Origin of the sequence: Pseudomonas sp. GM33, assembly GCF_000282295.1 — a bacterium.
GTDB classification, from domain to species: domain Bacteria; phylum Pseudomonadota; class Gammaproteobacteria; order Pseudomonadales; family Pseudomonadaceae; genus Aquipseudomonas; species Aquipseudomonas laurylsulfatiphila.
The window spans coordinates 32,428-49,395 of sequence record NZ_AKJO01000078.1; the positions used below are offsets into that span (position 1 = coordinate 32,428).

Sequence of the window (16,968 nt, forward strand, 5' to 3'; positions counted from 1 at the left end):
CGCCAATACAGTGGTTCCACGAACCAGGCGCAAGCCTAGCCTGGCAACCCACTGGAGATCCCGATGCATATCAACCGTACCGTCTACCGTGAAGACCACGAAATGCTGCGCGACACCGCGCGGCGTTTCTTCGAGCGTGAGTGCCTGCCCAAACAGGCGCAGTGGGACGAGGCCGGGCAGGTCGACCGGGAAACCTGGCTCAAGGCTGGCCGCCACAATCTGCTGTGCCTCACCGTGCCCACCGAATATGGCGGTGGCGGCGGCGACTTCGGTCACTCGGCGGTGTTGATCGAAGAGCTGTACCGCGCCGGGGTTTCGGGCTGGAGCCTGGGCGTGCATTCGGACATCGTCGCGCCCTACATCGTGCGTCTGGGCACCGAAGAGCAGAAGCAGAAATGGCTGCCGAAAATCTGCACCGGCGAAACCGTACTGGCCGTCGCGATGACCGAGCCGGGCACCGGTTCCGACCTCAAGGCGATCCGTACCACCGCCGTGCGTGACGGCGACGAGTGGGTGATCAACGGCAGCAAGACCTTCATCAGCAACGGCCTGACCTGCGACATGGTGGTGGTCGTGTGCAAGACCGATCCGAGTGCCGGGGCCAAGGGCTGCAGCCTGATCATGGTCGAGTGCGACCGTGAAGGGTTCCGCCGCGGGCGCAAGCTGGACAAGGTCGGCCAGCACGCCGCCGACACCGCCGAGCTGTTCTTTGACGATGTCCGTGTGCCGGTGGGCAACCTGCTCGGTGAAGAGAACCAGGGCTTCATGCACCTGATGGAAGAGTTGCCGCAAGAGCGCCTGGTGATCGCCCTGTACAGCGCCGCCAAGCTCGAACGCCTGCTGGAGCAGACCGTCGAGTACGTGAAGGACCGCAAGGCGTTCAATCAGACCGTCTGGGACTTCCAGAACACCAAGTTCAAGCTCGCGGACATCAAGGCCCAGGCCACGGCCGTGCGCCTGACCATCGACCACTACATCAGTGAGCACATGCGTCGTCGCCTCACGGTGCAGGAGTCGGCCATCGCCAAGCTCCTGGCCACCGAAACCCTGTGGAAGTGCATCGACGACATGGTCCAGCTGCATGGCGGCTACGGCTACATGATGGAGTACCCGATCGCCCGCGCCTTCGTCGACATGCGCGTGACGCGTGTCTTCGGTGGCACCAGCGAAGTGCTGCGCGAACTCATCGCGCGCCAGTTGTGATTCCTTTTCCCGCATTTTTTCAGGTGACACCATGAGCGAAAAAGTACTGGTTGCCGGCGTCGGCATGATCCCGTTCCGCAAGCCCAGCGACAGCCCGACCTATGTGCAGATGGGCGCCGAAGCGGTGCGTCGCGCCCTGGCCGATGCGGCGATCGATTACAACCTGGTCCAGGAGGCTTACGCCGGTTACGTCTACGGTGATTCCACTTGCGGCCAGACCGTGCTCTACGAAGTCGGCATGACCGGGATTCCGGTGGTCAACGTCAACAACAACTGCTCGACCGGCTCCACCGCGTTGTACCTGGCGCGCAAGGCCATCGAATCCGGCTCGGCCGATTGCGTACTGGCGGTGGGTTTCGAGCAGATGCAGGCCGGCGCATTGAAGTCCCATTGGGACGACCGCCCGCCGACCCGCGAACGTTTCCTGCCGATCCTGCGCGGCCTGACCGCCGATATGGATGGCATGGCCCAGGCCATCCGTACCTTCGGTGGTGCCGGGCGCGAATACATACAGAAATACGGCACCAGAATGGAAACCTTCGCCGCAGTGCGCGCCAAGGCCAGCCGTCATGCCGCCAACAACCCGCTGGCATTGTTTCGCAAGGTGCTCAGCGTCGAAGACGTGATGAACGACCCGGTGATTCTGCCAGGCGTCATGACCCGCCTGATGGCCTGCCCGCCGACCTGTGGCGGCGCGGCGGCGATCCTGGTGTCCGAGCGTTTCGCGAAAAAACATGGCCTGCGCCGCGACGTGGAAATCGTCGCCCAGGCCATGACCACCGACACACCCGAATCCTTCAACTTCGAAAAACCGTCGATGCTCGACTGGGTGGGCACCCACATGACCCACGCCGCCGTGGGCCAGGTGTACGAGAAGGCCGGCGTCGGTCCACAGGACATCGACGTCTGCGAACTGCACGACTGCTTCGCCCAGAACGAAGTGATCTGCTACGAGTCGCTGGGTTTCTGCCCCGAGGGCGGGGCCGAGAAGTTCGTCATGGACGGTGACAACACCTACGGCGGGCAGATCGTGATCAACCCGTCCGGCGGTCTGCTTTCCAAGGGCCATCCATTGGGCGCGACCGGTTTGGCGCAGTGCTACGAGCTGACCCAGCAATTGCGCGGCAATGCCGAGCAGCGGCAGGTCGACGGTGCGCGCCTGGCCATGGCCCATAACCTCGGGCTGGGCGGTGCATGCGTGGTGACGCTGTACGGCAAAGTCAGTGGAGGTGCCCAGTGAGCAGCTTGCTCGACGCCTTTCGCCTGACCGCACTGCCGCCACACGCAGAAGCCTTTCGTGCCGAGGTCAAGGCTTTTCTGGCCCAGCATCTGCCAAGGGTTTCGGCGAGTGTGCGAGCGCGCAGCTGGACCGGCTTCGATGCAGGTTTCAGTCGGCAACTGGCGCAGCGCGGCTGGGTCGGCCTGACCTTGCCCGCCGCTTATGGCGGTGCCGGACTGGATGCGTTCAGTCGCTTCGTGCTGGTGGAAGAGCTGCTGTCTGCCGGTGCTCCAGTGGCGGCACACTGGATCGCCGACCGCCAGAGCGGGCCGTTGATCCTGAAGTTCGGCAGCGATGCACAGAAGGATTTTTTCCTGCCGCGCATCTGCGCCGGCCAGGCGTTTTTCTGCATCGGCATGAGCGAGCCGAACTCGGGTTCGGACCTGGCCAGCGTGCGCAGTCGTGCCACCCGTTGCCCTGAAGGTTGGCGCCTGAGCGGGCGCAAGATCTGGACCACCAACGCCCATCACGCCGATTACATGATCGCTTTGGTGCGCACCAGCGGTGCGCCCGAGGACCGTCAAAACGGGCTGTCGCAATTCATCATCGACCTCAAGCAGCCAGGCATCAGCGTGCGTCCCATCGTTGACCTGGCCGGTGACGCGCATTTCTCCGAAGTGGCCTTCGACGACGTCTTGCTCGGCGAAGACGCGTTGGTGGGCGAGGAGGGCAGTGGCTGGAAACAGGTCAACGCCGAACTGGCGTTCGAGCGCAGCGGGCCGGAGCGTTTCTACTCCAGCATCGTGTTGCTCGACCTGTGGGCCGAGACGTTGCGGCGCACAGGCGCGACGGCCCAGGAGACTGCGTTGCTCGGTAGTTTTCTCAGCCAGCTCACCTGCCTGCGCAACCTGTCGCTGGCACTGACTGCACTGCTCGCACGGGGTCAAAGCCCGGTGGTGGAAGCCGCACTGGTCAAGGACATCGGCACCGAATTCGAGCAAGCGATCCCGGCAGCGATTGCCGCGGCGATCAGCGCCGATCCGGATGTACCGGTCGATGAGGCGCTCTACAGCACGGTCGCCTACCTGAACCAGGTCGCGCCGACCTTCTCGTTGCGCGGCGGCACCCGGGAAATCCTGCGCGGCATGATCGCCCGCGGCCTTGGCCTGCGCTGATGCACCTCCAACAGGAAATACGTCATGTTCACTGAAGCCATTGAAAAGATCCTCAGCGACTTGTGCACGCCGGCACGGGTCCGTGCCGTGGAAAGCGCAGACAGCGCAACGACGTTGTGGAGCGCCCTGGAAGACAGCGGTTTTCTCGAATTGCTGACGCCGGAAGTTGCCGGTGGCGCGGGCCTTGCGCTCGATGCACTGCTGCCGATTTTTGTCGCCTTCGGTCGCTACGCGCTGCCGGTCCCGGCGGCGCAAAGCATGGCCGCTCGCGCGTTGATGCGTGACTGCCCGAGCGCGCCACCGAGCGGCATGTTGACCCTGGCCGGTACAGCCCATCGCCAGCCCGATGGCCTGTTGTGCGTGCCACGGGTGGCGTTTGGCTTGATGGCCGATTTCGCCCTGGTCAACCTGGAAGGCCAGTTGTTGCTGCTCGATTGCAGCCTGGCCCGCCGTCAGCCCACGGGCGTTCACGGCAGCCAATGCGCCACCTTGTACTGGTCGAAAGACTCACTCGGTAGCGCCATCGGCAATAACGGCGAGGAAGTACGGGTGTTCAACGCCGCCATCCACGCCGCCGCCATCGCCGGGGCCATGGAGCAGGCACTTGCCATGACGCTTGAGTACTGCAACGACCGCGTGCAGTTCGGCAAGGCCATCGGCAAGTTCCAGGCGGTGCAGCATCAGCTCAGCGTGATGGCCGAGCAGGTTGCCGCTTCGCGCATCGCCGCTGAACTGGCGTTTGCCGGCGATTCGCAGGTGCCGCCGCTGATGGCGACGGCCATTGCCAAGGCGCGGACCAGCATGGCGGTGCCTCAAGTCACGGCCATCGCCCATGCATTGTTCGGCGCCATCGGCGTGACCGAAGAACTGGACCTGCAACTGTTCACCCGGCGCCTGCACGAGTGGCGCATCAGCGAAGGTTCGGAAACGTACTGGAACGGGATTGTCGGCCAGGCGTTGCTGACGCAGCCGAACGTCACGGCCTGCGAGTTCGTGCGTCACGCCATCCCGTCTCCCACCGCTTGAGGATCACCCATGAAGCCGTTTTTGAAGTACGAACAGGAGGGTCATGTCGTCACCCTGACGATGAATGACCCCGAGCGACGCAATCCGTTGACGGGCAACAGTGCCGTGCCGGAGTTCCTCGAAGCCATCGAGCGCATTGAGCGCGACAGCAGCGTGCGTGCCGTGATCATCACCGGCGCCGGCACGGCGTTTTGTTCCGGCGGCAACGTGCGCGACATGGACCGTTATGCGCAAATGTCGGGCATGCAATTGCGTCAGGAATATCGCACCGGCATTCAGCGCCTGCCCTTGGCGCTGTTCAATCTGGAGGTCCCGGTGATCGCCGCGGTCAATGGCGCGGCCATCGGCGCGGGGCTGGATCTGGCGTGCATGTGCGACATCCGCGTGGCGTCCGAGCAGGCGAAGTTTGCCGAGAGCTTCGTCAAGTTGGGGATCATTCCGGGGGACGGCGGCGCCTGGCTGTTGCCACGGATCATCGGTCTGTCCCGTGCCACCGAGTTGACGTTGACTGGGCAAATGATCGACGCCCGTCAAGCGGAGCAATGGAACCTGGTGTCCCGCGTTGTTCCCGCCGAACAGTTGCTGGACACGGCACGGGAAATCGCCGCGTCGATTGCCGCCAACCCGCCGCACGCCGTGCGTCTGGCCAAGCGCTTGCTGCGCGAAGCCTTGCATACCCGACTCGACACGCTGCTGGAAATGTCCGCGACGTTCCAGGTGCTGTCGCACCAGACCGCCGACCACCGCGAAGCCGTGGCGGCCTTTATCGACAAGCGCGTGCCGAGCTTTACCGGGTGAATGTCACCGAGCGTAACGCCCGGCTTGGACCGGGCTGTTACACCGCGCGAAACCTCGCGACAAACACCCCCTCAAATCACCCGTTCGGGTGTGAGGGACGGGCCGGAGCCCCACTAGCATGGGTGCTCCAACACTTAATCCTTAACCGGAGAAACCGCATGACAACAAAAACAATGCGCGGAGTCTTCCAGCCGAGTCTGCTGGCCGTCGCTGTAATGATTGCCACTTGCGCGAGCAATCAGGCTCACGCTGTTGATTTCAATATCGGGGAAATTCAGGGCAGTTTCGATTCGTCGCTGTCGATAGGGGCGAGCTGGTCGACGGCTGATCCAGACAAGCAATTCATCTCCAATTTCAACTCGCAGGGCGTTACCGGCGGTCAGTCCGCGTCCCGGACCACCGACGACAACCGCCTGAATTTCAAGAAGGGTGAAACCTTCTCGAAGATCTTCAAAGGCGTGCATGACCTGGAGCTGAAGTACGGTGACAGCGGCGCCTTCGTGCGCGGTAAATACTGGTACGACTTCGAGCTGATGGACGAGAGCCGCCCCTTCTATGACATCAACGACTCGGGGCGAGATCGCGCGGCCAAGTCCTCCGGCGCGATGTTCCTCGACAGCTTCGTCTACCACAACTACTCGATTGGCGATCAGGTCGGCAACGTGCGCCTGGGCAAGCAAGTGGTGAGCTGGGGCGAGAGCACGTTCATCGGCAACTCGATCAACAGCATCAACCCGATCGACGTCGCCGCCTTGCGTCGTCCCGGTGCGGAAGTGAAGGAAGGCCTGATTCCGGTCAACCTGCTCTACGTGTCCCAGGGCCTGGCCGACAACATCACCGCCGAAGCGTTTTACCAGCTGCAATGGGACAAGTCGGTGGTGGACAACTGCGGCACTTTCTTTGGCAATGACGGCGTACCGCAAGGCTGTGACGACCGCCTGGTGATCGCCGGTCTCGACCTGCCACCGGGCGTGGCGAAGAACACCGGTGGTTTGGCGGCCATTGCCGCAGGCACCGATGACGCCTTTATCCCGCGCCTCAACGACAACGATGCACGCGACAGCGGCCAGTATGGCCTGGCCCTGCGCTGGTACGTGCCGGAAGCCAACGACACCGAGTTCGGCGCCTATGCGATGAACTATCACAGCCGCAACCCGCTCCTGAGCATCAACCAGATGAGCAACCCGGCCGGGGGCGTGGCTTCGGCGCGCAGTGCCCGCTACTTCATCGATTATCCGGAAGACATTCGCCTGTATGGCTTGAGCTTCCAGACCAACGTCGCGGGCGTTTCGCTGGGGGGGGAACTCAGCTACCGGCCGAACATGCCGCTGCAACTGAACACCGCCGACCTGTTGTCCGCGGCGACCTTCGGCGCCACATCGCCTCTGATCACCACCGGTTTCGCCGGGCGAACCCTGGGTGGCGAGGTCAATGGCTACAAGCGCATGCCGGTGACCCAGGCGCAGGTGACCGCGACGCAGTTCTTCGATCAGGTGTTCGGTGCCAGTCGCCTGACCCTGGTGGGCGAGGTGGGTTACAACAAGATCAACGGCCTGGGCAAGGCGGACGGTACGGACCTGCGCTTCGGTCGCAGCCCGGCCTTCGGTTCCGGCGAACTGCCGGGTGCTGCCGGTGCGGCCACTTGCCGTGGCAGCGCAGCGGGCCTGCCCAACGCCAGCAACCCGGCGCAGGAGTGCAACAACGATGGCTTCTACACCAGCAGCAGCTGGGGCTATCGCCTGCGCGGCAAGCTCGATTACCCGAACGCGATCGCCGGTATCAACCTCTCGCCGAACCTCGCCTGGTCCCACGACGTCCAGGGCTACGGCCCGAACTTCGATGAAGGTTCCAAGGCGGTCAGCCTCGGTGTCGATGCCGACTACCAGAACACCTACACCGCCAGCCTCAGTTACACCAACTACTTCGGTGGCGATTTCAATACCAACGTCGACCGCGACTACGCCGCGCTGAGCTTCGGCGTGAATTTCTGATGCAACCCTGCCAGAGGAAACTGAACATGAACGCACGTTTAATTCTGCGCGCCGGCGCACTGAGTCTGTCGTTGCTGGCCACTGGGGTCATGGCCGCCGTCACCCCGCAGGAAGCGGCCCAGCTGGGCACCACCCTGACGCCGTTGGGGGCGCAGAAAGAGGGCAATGCCAACGGCAGCATTCCTGCCTGGACCGGTGGCCTGAAGCCCGGCGCGGCGCCACTCGACAATGGATTTCTTGGCGATCCGTTTGCCAGTGACAAGCCGCAGTTCGTGATCACGGCAGCCAACGTCGAGCAGTACAAGGACAAGCTGACCCCCGGTCAACTGGCGATGTTCAAGCGCTATCCGGACAGCTACCGGATCCCGGTGTACAAGACCCAACGCACGGCCGCGTCGCCACAGAATATCTATGACATCGCCAAAAAGAGTGCGGTGACCACCGAACTGACCCCTGACGGCAACGGCTTGGTGAACTTCACCCAGACCCGCTATTACCCGTTCCCGATTCCGAAGAACGGTGTGGAGGTGTACTGGAACCACACCAACCGCTATCGCGGCGGCAACATGGAACGTATCGCGGCCCAGGCGGCCCCGCAAACCAACGGTTCCTATTCCATCGTCGAGTACGAAGACAAACTGGCCTTTCCGCAGTTGATGGAAGGCGTCGATGCCGGGCAGGCCGATAACGTTCTGTATTACTACAAGCAGGAAATCACCGCGCCGTCGCGCATGGCCGGCAGTGTGATCCTGATCCACGAGACTATCGACCAGGTCAAGGAGCCGCGCCTGGCATGGGTCTACAACGCCGGTCAGCGCCGCGTGCGCCGTGCACCGCAAGTGGCGTATGACGGCCCGGGCAACGGTTCCGACGGCATGCGCACCGCCGACAACACCGACATGATGAACGGCGCGCCGGATCGTTATGACTGGAAACTGGTGGGCAAACAGGAACTGTACATCCCGTACAACAACTACAAGTTGCAGTCGCCGAAGGTCAAGTACGACGACATCATCAAGCCGGGGCACATCAACCAGGACTTGACCCGTTACGAGTTGCACCGCGTGTGGCACGTGCAGGCCACGCTCAAACCCGGTCAACGCCACGTCTACGCCAAGCGCGACATGTACTTCGACGAAGACACCTGGCAACTGGCCGAGGTCGATCACTACGACGGCCGCGGGCAGTTGTGGCGAGTGGCGGAAGGTTATGCGGTCAACGATTACGAGCGCGGTTCGTCGAACTTCTCCATGCTCGGCATCTACGACCTGATTGCCGGTCGCTACAACGTCCTGGCGATGACCAACCAGTCCAGGCATGCGACGACGTACGGCATGACCGCGAAGATGACCGACTTCACCCCGGCGGCGCTGCGCAACGACGGTATTCGCTGACCCGTTGCCGCGCTTCAGACAACGCCCTGTTCGCAGGGCGTTGTGCGTTGTGCGGCGCCTACCACCTGATGCGGGTGGCGCGTTATCCGGCGGCGGGCTCAATGATGGTGCCTACTCCCCATCAGCGAGGTCCGCCATGTTTGTGCCACGGCCGCATCTGATCGATGCACTTGAGGGCAAGCCGTGTCGCTTGCAACTGCTTTGTGCGCCTGCCGGGTATGGAAAGACGTCCTTGTTGCAGCAGTACTTGCAAGGCATTGCGCCGCCGGGGGCGGTGGTCTGGATGGCTTTGGGCGGACAGCGGCAGACGCTGGAGCGCTTTATTGCCAGGTTGGCGGGGGCGCTTGGGTTGCCGGTGGATACTGCACCGGATGGGGTATTGGCGTTTCTTGATTCCAGTAATTCGGCGACTGACCTATCGCTTTCGCGAGCAAGCCCGCTCCCACAGGGGAACGGGATCAACTGTGGGAGCGGGCTTGCCCGCGAAGAGGCCCGTGCAGCCAACGAATTCCTGTCGGCAAAAAAAACAAACGAATCCAGCCCGATTCGCTTGGTGTTCGACGATCTTCCCGTGGATATGCCCGCCGACCTGAACCACTGGTTCGATCAACTCCTGGCCCTCAACAACCGGCAACTGCAAGTACTGGTCACCTGTCGCCAACGTCCGGACTGGAACCTGCCGCGTCTGATGCTGACCGGTCAGTTGCAGGAGTTTGGTGCCCGGCAACTGGCCCTGCGCCCCGATGAGTTCGAATCGCTGATTGACGCCCTGGCGCCACACACCGATGCGCTGGCCAGGGGAAGTCTCTGGCATGAGACAGGCGGGTGGTGCGCCGGTGTTCGTCTGTCGCTTTCGCTGGACAACACCCAGCCATCGCCATTGCTCGGCCAATACCTGGAGCGTGAACTGTTGTCGCTCTTGAGTGACGAGCAGCGCGAAGTGATGGGTGGGCTGGCACATTTGTCCCGCGTCAGTGCGGACTTCTGCGAACAGTTATGGGAAGGCCGGCAAGCAGCACAGGTGTTCAACAGTCTGTTGCAATGCCAGGCCTTTGTGTTCCCGATCGAGCAACAACCCGGCTGGTTCCGCCTGCTGCCCGCGGTGGCGCAAGCCCTGCAAAGCCAATTGAGCGGTGCGCCGTTGAACCGGCTGCGCTTGCGGGCCTGTCAGCTGCTCAGTGTGCTCGGGCATGTCGACGACGCGGTGGAGCAGGCACTGTGTGCCGATCAACCTGAAGTGGCTGCCAACTACATGGAGCGCCTGTGGCTGAGCTGGATTCTCAGGGAACGGCACTTGAGCAAACTGATGGATTGGCGTGAGCGCATCGAGCCGCAGTTATTGCACAGCAGCCCGCGTCTGATCTATCTGTGCGCCAAGGCCTTGCTGTTCAGTGGGCGACTGGACGAAGCCGCCGAATGCCTGGCGCGTCTGGGGCATTTTTTGCCGTTGCCCGACCCGGTACGCAATCAACGCCTGCTGGCGAACTGGCAGGCGTTATTTGGCACCTTGCAGGCCTTGCGTGGACAGACCGGGGCGGCGCGCCTGCATTGCCGTGCAGCCCTTGATTATCTTGGGGGAGAGGACTGGTTGTCGGTGTTGTTGTGCCATTGCATCCTGGCGCGCCTTGCCATGGAGACCGGCGATCTTGCACAAGCGCAAACCTTGCTCGATCACTCGCTGGAGTTGGCCCGACGCCAGGGCAGTCATGAATCGGAAGTGCTGGTCAATGCCGACCGGGTCCGCCTGATGATGCTCAGGGGACAATCGGGCTTTGCCCAGGCACTGTTGCGCACTGAGCTGGACCGGTTGGCCCCGGTCCCGTCGCAGCCATATCCGTTGCTCGGTCGGTTGCTGTTCCTGCGCGGCGAGTTGCTGCTGCAGCAAGGGCATTGCAGCGAAGCCGAAGTGGTGATCCAGGCGGGGTTGCTGCAGGTCCGCGATTGCTGCGCCCCCTTTGTACTCAATGCCTATCTGCTGCTCGCGGAGATTGCCTCGCGCAACCACGACCCACAAAAGGCTCATCTGCTGCTGCATGAGGCCGAGCGGCGCATGCAGTGGGGCAAGATCGACAACGCCTTGTATCAGGCACCGATTGCCCGGCAGAAAAACCGCATTCTGGCCCGTGAACAGCCGGCGGAAACTGGCCAGGCAACTGTCACTCGTCTCTCTGCGGGTGTGCCGGATTACCAGGATGACCTGACCCCCCGCGAGGTGTCGGTGCTCAAGTTGCTGGCCGAGGGCATGTCGGTACGCGAAGTGGGCAGCCGCTTGTTCATCTCGGAAAACACCGTGAAAACCCACGCCAAGAACATCAACGTCAAGCTCGGCGCTTGCCGTCGCACCCAGGCCATCAACAGCGCCAAGGCCATGGGCATCCTCGCCTGAATCCATCGCCGTGACACCACCCACCTGATCCGGGTGGCGGCGCGGCGCCCGCGATGATCAACCATGCAGCCAGACCCTGTGCATTACCGCCCGGCCGTGGCCGCGGCCTCACAAAAACAAGAGAGGTAGTGATGAGCGCCATCGAGAGTTCGACGAGCTGTGACATCCGCACGATCCTGGAAAAACAACGCGCGGCCTTCCAGGACCGCGAACCTTATACCCTTGAAGAGCGCTGTGAGTTGCTCGACCGGGCCATCGGTTTGCTGGTCAATCACGAACAGGACATCATCGAGGCCCTGACCGCCGATTTCGGCCATCGCAGCCCGGGTTTCTCCAAGGGCAGTGAAGTGCTGTCGCCACTGGCTACACTGCAGCAGACCAAGGCCGAACTGGCCGAATGGATGCGCCCGGAACAACGTCGGGCCCGCGCCGGCGAAGCCTGGGTGCAGTACCAGCCGCTGGGTGTCGTGGGCATCGTCACGGCCTGGAACGTGCCGGGCTACATGGTGTTCAGCGGGCTGGCCGGCGCATTGGCGGCGGGCAACCGGGTAATGATCAAACCCTCGGAATTCACCCCGCATACGTCGGAGCTGATCGCGCGGCTGATCCGCTCGGTCTACGCCGAAGACGAAGTGGCGGTGGTCCTGGGTGGTGCGGACGTCGGGCAGGCGTTCTGCGGCCAGCCGTTCGACCATTTGCTGTTCACTGGCGCCACCAGCATCGGCAAGCACGTGCTACGGGCCGCGGCGGAAAACCTGGTGCCGGTGACCCTGGAGCTGGGTGGCAAGTCGCCAACGATCATCTCGCGTTCGGCAAACTTCAACGAAGCGGTGGCCAAGGTCGTGATCGGCAAGCTGCTCAATGCCGGTCAGTTGTGCGTGGCTCCGGACTACGTGTTTGTCCCGCAAGAGTCGGTAGAGGCTTTCATCGCCGTGGCCAAAGCCGTGGTGGCGAAGTTCTTCCCGACGCTCAAGGACAACCCCGACTACACCTCCATCATCAACACCCGTCATTTCGAACGCTTGCAGGGTTACCTGAGCGAGGCCCGCGCCGCGGGTGTCGAGCTGATCGAACTGAATGCCGGCGCTGAAGACTTCAGCCAGTCGCCGCTGAACAAGATCGTACCGACGCTGCTGCGCAATCCCGGCGACGACCTGCAGGTAATGCAGGACGAAATCTTCGGTCCGCTGCTGCCGATCAAACCCTACGAAACCCTCAGCGAAGTCATCGCCCAGATCAATGCGCGGCCGCGTCCGCTGGCCTTGTACTACTTCGGCAACGATGCCGCCGAAGAAGCCCTGGTGCTGACCCGTACCTGTTCCGGCGGCGTGACCCTCAACGGCGTGATGAGCCATGCCAGCACCGAAGCCCTGCCTTTCGGCGGCGTCGGCCAGAGCGGCATGGGGGCCTATCACGGCATCGACGGCTTCCGCACCTTCAGCCATGCCAAAGCCGTTTTGCGTACAGCGGCCAACCCGGCCTGAACCCCACATCATTGTCGAGAGAACTGTCATGAAAGCTGCCGTATTCCATCAGGTTGGAGCCCCGCTGGTCATTGAAGAAGTGGGCATCAGCAAACCGGGCCCGCGTGAAGTGTTGATCCGCACCAAAGCCGTGGGGGTGTGCCACTCGGACCTGCACGTCATCGACGGCTCGTTTCCGTATCCCGGCCCGATGGTGTTGGGTCATGAAGCCGCCGGCGTGGTCGAGCAGGTCGGCTCCGAAGTGCGTTCGGTCAAGCCGGGCGACCATGTGGTCACCTGCCTGACGGTGTTCTGCGGCCATTGCGAGCACTGCGTCACCGGCCACCTGGCGCGTTGCGTGTCGCCGGAAACCAAACGTGACAAGGACGAAGAGCCGCGCCTGACCTACGTGCACAAACCGATGCCGCAATTCGTCAACCTGTCCGGGTTCGCCGAGCAGATGCTGGTGCACGAAAACGCCTGTGTGGCGATCCGTCGCGACATGCCGTTGGACCGTGCGGCGCTGCTCGGTTGTGCCGTAACGACCGGCACCGGCGCGGTGTTCAACACTGCCAAGGTGCGGCCGGGCGAAACCGTGGCCGTGATCGGTTGCGGTGGCATCGGTCTGGCGGCCATCAACGGTGCGGCACTGGCCGGGGCAGGGCGGATCATCGCCATCGACATGCTCGACACGAAGCTGGAACTGGCCAAACAGTTCGGTGCCACTGACCTGATCAACGGCCGGGACGGCGATGCCGCCAGGCAAGTGATGGAACTGACCCGTGGCGGTGTGCACCACGCCTTCGAATGCATCGGCCTCAAGCAGACCGCCGAGCAAGCCTTTGCCATGTTGGCGCGCGGCGGTACCGCCACCGTGATCGGCATGCTCAAGCCCGGCCTGAAAATCGAGCTGGACCCGCTGCAACTGCTGCATGAACGCCGTATCCAGGGTTCGTTGATGGGTTCCAACCGCTTCCCGGTCGACATGCCGCGCCTGGTCGATTTCTACATGGCCGGCAAGCTCAAGCTCGATGAAATGATTTCCCAGCGCATCCGTCTGGACCAGATCAACGAGGCGTTCGATGAGCTGCGCCGCGGTGAATTGGCGCGTTCGGTGATTGTTTTCGACTGATAAGCCCCGTTATTTCCTTGTAGGAGCGAGCTTGCTCGCGAAAAACCCGAGAACGCCGCGGGGAGTCAGGAAGCCAGCGTTATCGTTGGCGACCATCGCGAGCAAGCTCGCTCCTACAAGGGGTTGTGGGTAAGCCCCAATGCTTTTGGAGTGGATGGATGGACATTGAATTCTCTGCGCACGAGCGCGCGTTTCGCGAGGATGTGCGCGCATTTCTTCGTGATCACCTACCCGTTGAATTCGCCGAGCGGATCGCCCTGGGCAAGCGCCTGAGCAAAGCGCATCAGGTGCAATGGATGCGCACACTCAACCGGCAAGGCTGGCTCGCACCGGGCTGGCCTGTCGAGTTCGGCGGTACCGGTTGGAGCGATGTGCAAAAGCATATTTTCGACGAGGAATGCTTCGCGGCCGGGGCGCCGAAAGCCTCCTCTTTCGGGTTGAAAATGGTTGCCCCGGTGATCATCAAGTTCGGCACCGCCGAGCAGAAAGCACACTTCCTGCCGCGGATTCTTTCCTGTGAAGACTGGTGGTGCCAGGGTTACTCCGAACCGGGTGCCGGTTCTGATCTGTCGTCCTTGAAAACCCGTGCGGTGCGCGAGGGCGATGACTATGTGGTCAACGGCCAGAAAACCTGGACCACGCTGGCGCATTTCGCCGACTGGATGTTCTGCCTGGTGCGCACCGACCCCGATGCGCGTCAGCAACGGGGCATTTCGTTCCTGCTGATCGACATGAAAACCCCCGGTATCACTGTGCGGCCGATCATCACCCTGGACGGCGAGCATGAAGTCAACGAAGTGTTCTTCGACAACGTGCGGGTGCCGGTGGCGAATCGGGTCGGGCAGGAGAATGAGGGTTGGACCTGCGCCAAGTACCTGTTGACCCACGAGCGCACCAGCATCGGCGGGATTGCGCAGAACAAGGCATTGCTCACCCGGCTCAAGCGCATTGCCAGCCAGGAAGTCCGCGATGGCCGGCCACTGATCGACGACCCGCTGTTCCGCACGCAGATCGCTGAAGTCGAGATGCAGTTGATGGCGGCCGAAATGAGCAGCCTGCGAACCCTGGCGGCGACACAAAACGGCGAAGTACCCGGTGCCGAAAGCTCGTTCCTGAAGATCAAGGGCACCGAGATCCGGCAGGCGATTACCTACCTGATCAGCAAGGCCGTGGGGCCGTACGCGTTGCCGTTCATTGAGGATGAGCTGGGTTACGGCAGCGAACCCTTGCTGTACACCGACTACAGCAGCGCGGCCACCTACCAGTACCTGGATGCGCGCAAGGCCTCGATTTATGGCGGGGCCAACGAGATCCAGAAGAACATCATCGCGAAAATGATCCTCGAACTGTAAGGCGCCCCGATCATGGATTTCAAACTGACAGAAGAGCAACTGATGCTGCAGGAAACCGCCGCGCGCCTGGTGCGGGACGTGTATGGTTTTGAGCATCGCGAGCAATATCGCCAGAGCAGACACGGCTTCAGCGACCCGTTCATGCAGCAACTGGGCGACCTCGGCCTCTGCGCCGTGCCCTTTGCCGAGGCTTATGGCGGCTATGGTGGCAGCGGTGTGGAGAACATGCTGATCATGACCGAGCTGGGCCGCGGCCTGTGCCTGGAGCCTTTCCTGCACTCGGTGATTTTCGCCGGTGGCCTGGTCGACCAGTTGGGCACCTCCGCCCAGAAAGACTCGCTGTTGCCGCAGGTCGGCAGCGCCAGCTTGCAACTGGCCGTGGCCCTCGATGAGCCGCAGAGTCACTATCAGTTGCACGACGTTCAGACGACCGCCGAGGCGGTCAGCGGCGGCTGGAAGCTCAATGGCCGCAAGTCGGTGATCATCGGCGGTCAGAGCGCCGGGCTGATTCTTGTCTCGGCGCGCACCAGCCACGGGGCTCGGGACGAGCAGGGCATCACTGTGTTTCTGGTCGACCCGCAAGACCGCGGTGTCGGTCGACGCGATTTCGCCACCATGGACGGGCGGATGGCCTGTGAGCTGTACCTGGAAGACGTGTTCGTCAAGAGCAGCGCGGTACTCGGCGCAGTGGGGCAGGCCTTGCCGGCGCTGCGTTATCAGCAGGGCCGTTGCATCGCTGCGCAATGCGCCGAGGCCGTCGGCAGCATGGAAGCGGCGTGCGCGTTGACCCTCGACTACCTGAAAACCCGCCAGCAGTTCGGTCAGCCCATTGGCAAGTTCCAGGTGCTGCAACACCGTATGGTGGACATGCGCATCGAGCTGGACCAGGCCACGTCCATGACACTGCTCGCGGCCTGCGTGGCCGATCAGGCGGACAGTGACGAACGCAGCCGCATCCTGGCAGCCGCCAAGTTCATCGTCAGTCGCGCCAGCCGCTTTGTCGCCGACCAGGGCATCCAGTTGCACGGCGGCATCGGCCTGACCTGGGAATACATGCTGTCGCACCACGCCAGGCATTTGCTGATGGTGGCGCGTCAGTTTGGCGATGACGATCACCATTTGCAGGCTTACGCGAAGTTGCTGCAGGTGGCGTGAGGCATACCCCAACCGCGAGGCTATCGCCGCCCGCCACGTTAGAACGTACCTGTGCGCACCTCGCCGCTGCGGGTATAGCGGGCGATCAGCACCCCTCCGGGCGAGCTGATCGAGTTCAGCAAGGTGAAGGCCGCCGCCTGTGCGTTGTCGTCGAACAGGCGCTTGCCGCGTCCCAGCAGGATGGGGTGAATCATCAGCCGCAACTCGTCCACCAGGCCGGCGGCGAGCAGTTGGCGCACCAGGTCGCCACTGCCTTGGGTCAGTAGACGAGGACTGTCCTGGCACTTGAGCGCGCTGATCGCGTCGACCAGGTTGCCCTGCAGCGCATGACTGTTGTGCCATTCCAGCGAATCGCCGCGATGGGTGGCCACGTGCTTGGGCACGCCGTTGAACAGGTCGGCAATGGTGTGGTGGGGGGAGTCGGCCGAAGCGTGCGGCCAATAGCCGGCGAAGATGTCATAGGTCCGACGCCCCAGCAGCAACTCGAACGGCTGCGAGAACAGGTCCTGTACGGCCTGGCCGGTTGTCTGGTCGGCGTAGGGCACGATCCAGCCACCGAAGCGGAATCCGCCACTGGTGTCCTCTTCAGGCCCGCCGGGCGCTTGCATGACGCCGTCCAGGCTGACGAACGCGGCAACGGTCAGTGTGCGCAAGTTTTTCTCCTGATTCGTCCT

The 16,968-nt window shown here is 62.8% G+C and carries 13 protein-coding genes; 12 read left to right on the forward strand and 1 reads right to left on the reverse strand.

What is annotated here, in order from left to right:
* Nucleotides 1-63: 63 nt before the first annotated feature.
* The 12 genes from PMI26_RS16535 (at nt 64) to PMI26_RS16480 (ending at nt 16,294) form a co-directional block, all read left to right on the forward strand.
* Complete coding sequence (locus PMI26_RS16535; protein ID WP_007974200.1) at nt 64-1,203, forward strand: acyl-CoA dehydrogenase family protein; 1,140 nt, start codon at nt 64-66, stop codon at nt 1,201-1,203.
* Nucleotides 1,204-1,234: 31 nt separating this feature from the next.
* Nucleotides 1,235-2,443, forward strand: coding sequence for a lipid-transfer protein (locus PMI26_RS16530; RefSeq protein WP_007974201.1), 1,209 nt, complete (start codon nt 1,235-1,237; stop codon nt 2,441-2,443).
* Nucleotides 2,440-3,597, forward strand: coding sequence for an acyl-CoA dehydrogenase family protein (locus PMI26_RS16525; protein WP_007974203.1), 1,158 nt, complete (start codon nt 2,440-2,442; stop codon nt 3,595-3,597). Before PMI26_RS16530 ends, PMI26_RS16525 begins: the two co-directional genes overlap by 4 nt.
* A gap of 24 nt (nt 3,598-3,621) precedes the next feature.
* Nucleotides 3,622-4,623, forward strand: coding sequence for an acyl-CoA dehydrogenase family protein (locus tag PMI26_RS16520; protein ID WP_007974206.1), 1,002 nt, complete (start codon nt 3,622-3,624; stop codon nt 4,621-4,623).
* A 9-nt stretch (nt 4,624-4,632) separates the two neighbouring features.
* Entirely contained in the window at nt 4,633-5,421 is a 789-nt protein-coding gene (locus PMI26_RS16515; protein WP_007974209.1) for a crotonase/enoyl-CoA hydratase family protein, read from the forward strand.
* Nucleotides 5,422-5,579: 158 nt separating this feature from the next.
* Complete coding sequence (locus tag PMI26_RS16510) at nt 5,580-7,412, forward strand: DUF1302 domain-containing protein (protein WP_007974211.1); 1,833 nt, start codon at nt 5,580-5,582, stop codon at nt 7,410-7,412.
* A gap of 26 nt (nt 7,413-7,438) precedes the next feature.
* On the forward strand, nt 7,439-8,806 hold the full coding sequence (locus PMI26_RS16505; protein WP_007974213.1) for a DUF1329 domain-containing protein: 1,368 nt from the start codon (nt 7,439-7,441) through the stop codon (nt 8,804-8,806).
* A gap of 136 nt (nt 8,807-8,942) precedes the next feature.
* Nucleotides 8,943-11,192 (forward strand): LuxR C-terminal-related transcriptional regulator, encoded by a 2,250-nt coding sequence (locus PMI26_RS16500; RefSeq protein ID WP_007974215.1) that lies wholly within the window; start codon nt 8,943-8,945, stop codon nt 11,190-11,192.
* A 131-nt stretch (nt 11,193-11,323) separates the two neighbouring features.
* Nucleotides 11,324-12,676 carry a coniferyl aldehyde dehydrogenase gene (locus tag PMI26_RS16495; protein ID WP_007974216.1) on the forward strand — a complete coding sequence of 451 codons (1,353 nt, stop codon included), beginning with the start codon at nt 11,324-11,326 and terminating at the stop codon, nt 12,674-12,676.
* A gap of 28 nt (nt 12,677-12,704) precedes the next feature.
* The gene (locus PMI26_RS16490) at nt 12,705-13,787 is read left to right on the forward strand and encodes a Zn-dependent alcohol dehydrogenase (RefSeq protein WP_007974217.1); all 1,083 of its coding nucleotides are present in this window, start codon (nt 12,705-12,707) and stop codon (nt 13,785-13,787) included.
* Between the two features lie 158 nt (nt 13,788-13,945).
* On the forward strand, nt 13,946-15,139 hold the full coding sequence (locus PMI26_RS16485) for an acyl-CoA dehydrogenase family protein (protein ID WP_007974218.1): 1,194 nt from the start codon (nt 13,946-13,948) through the stop codon (nt 15,137-15,139).
* A 12-nt stretch (nt 15,140-15,151) separates the two neighbouring features.
* Entirely contained in the window at nt 15,152-16,294 is a 1,143-nt protein-coding gene (locus PMI26_RS16480) for an acyl-CoA dehydrogenase family protein (RefSeq protein ID WP_007974219.1), read from the forward strand.
* Nucleotides 16,295-16,332: 38 nt separating this feature from the next.
* Here the strand turns inward: PMI26_RS16480 and PMI26_RS16475 are convergent, their stop codons facing one another.
* Nucleotides 16,333-16,947, reverse strand: a complete 615-nt coding sequence (locus PMI26_RS16475) for a dihydrofolate reductase family protein (protein WP_007974220.1) — start codon at nt 16,945-16,947, stop codon at nt 16,333-16,335.
* Nucleotides 16,948-16,968 lie beyond the last annotated feature (21 nt).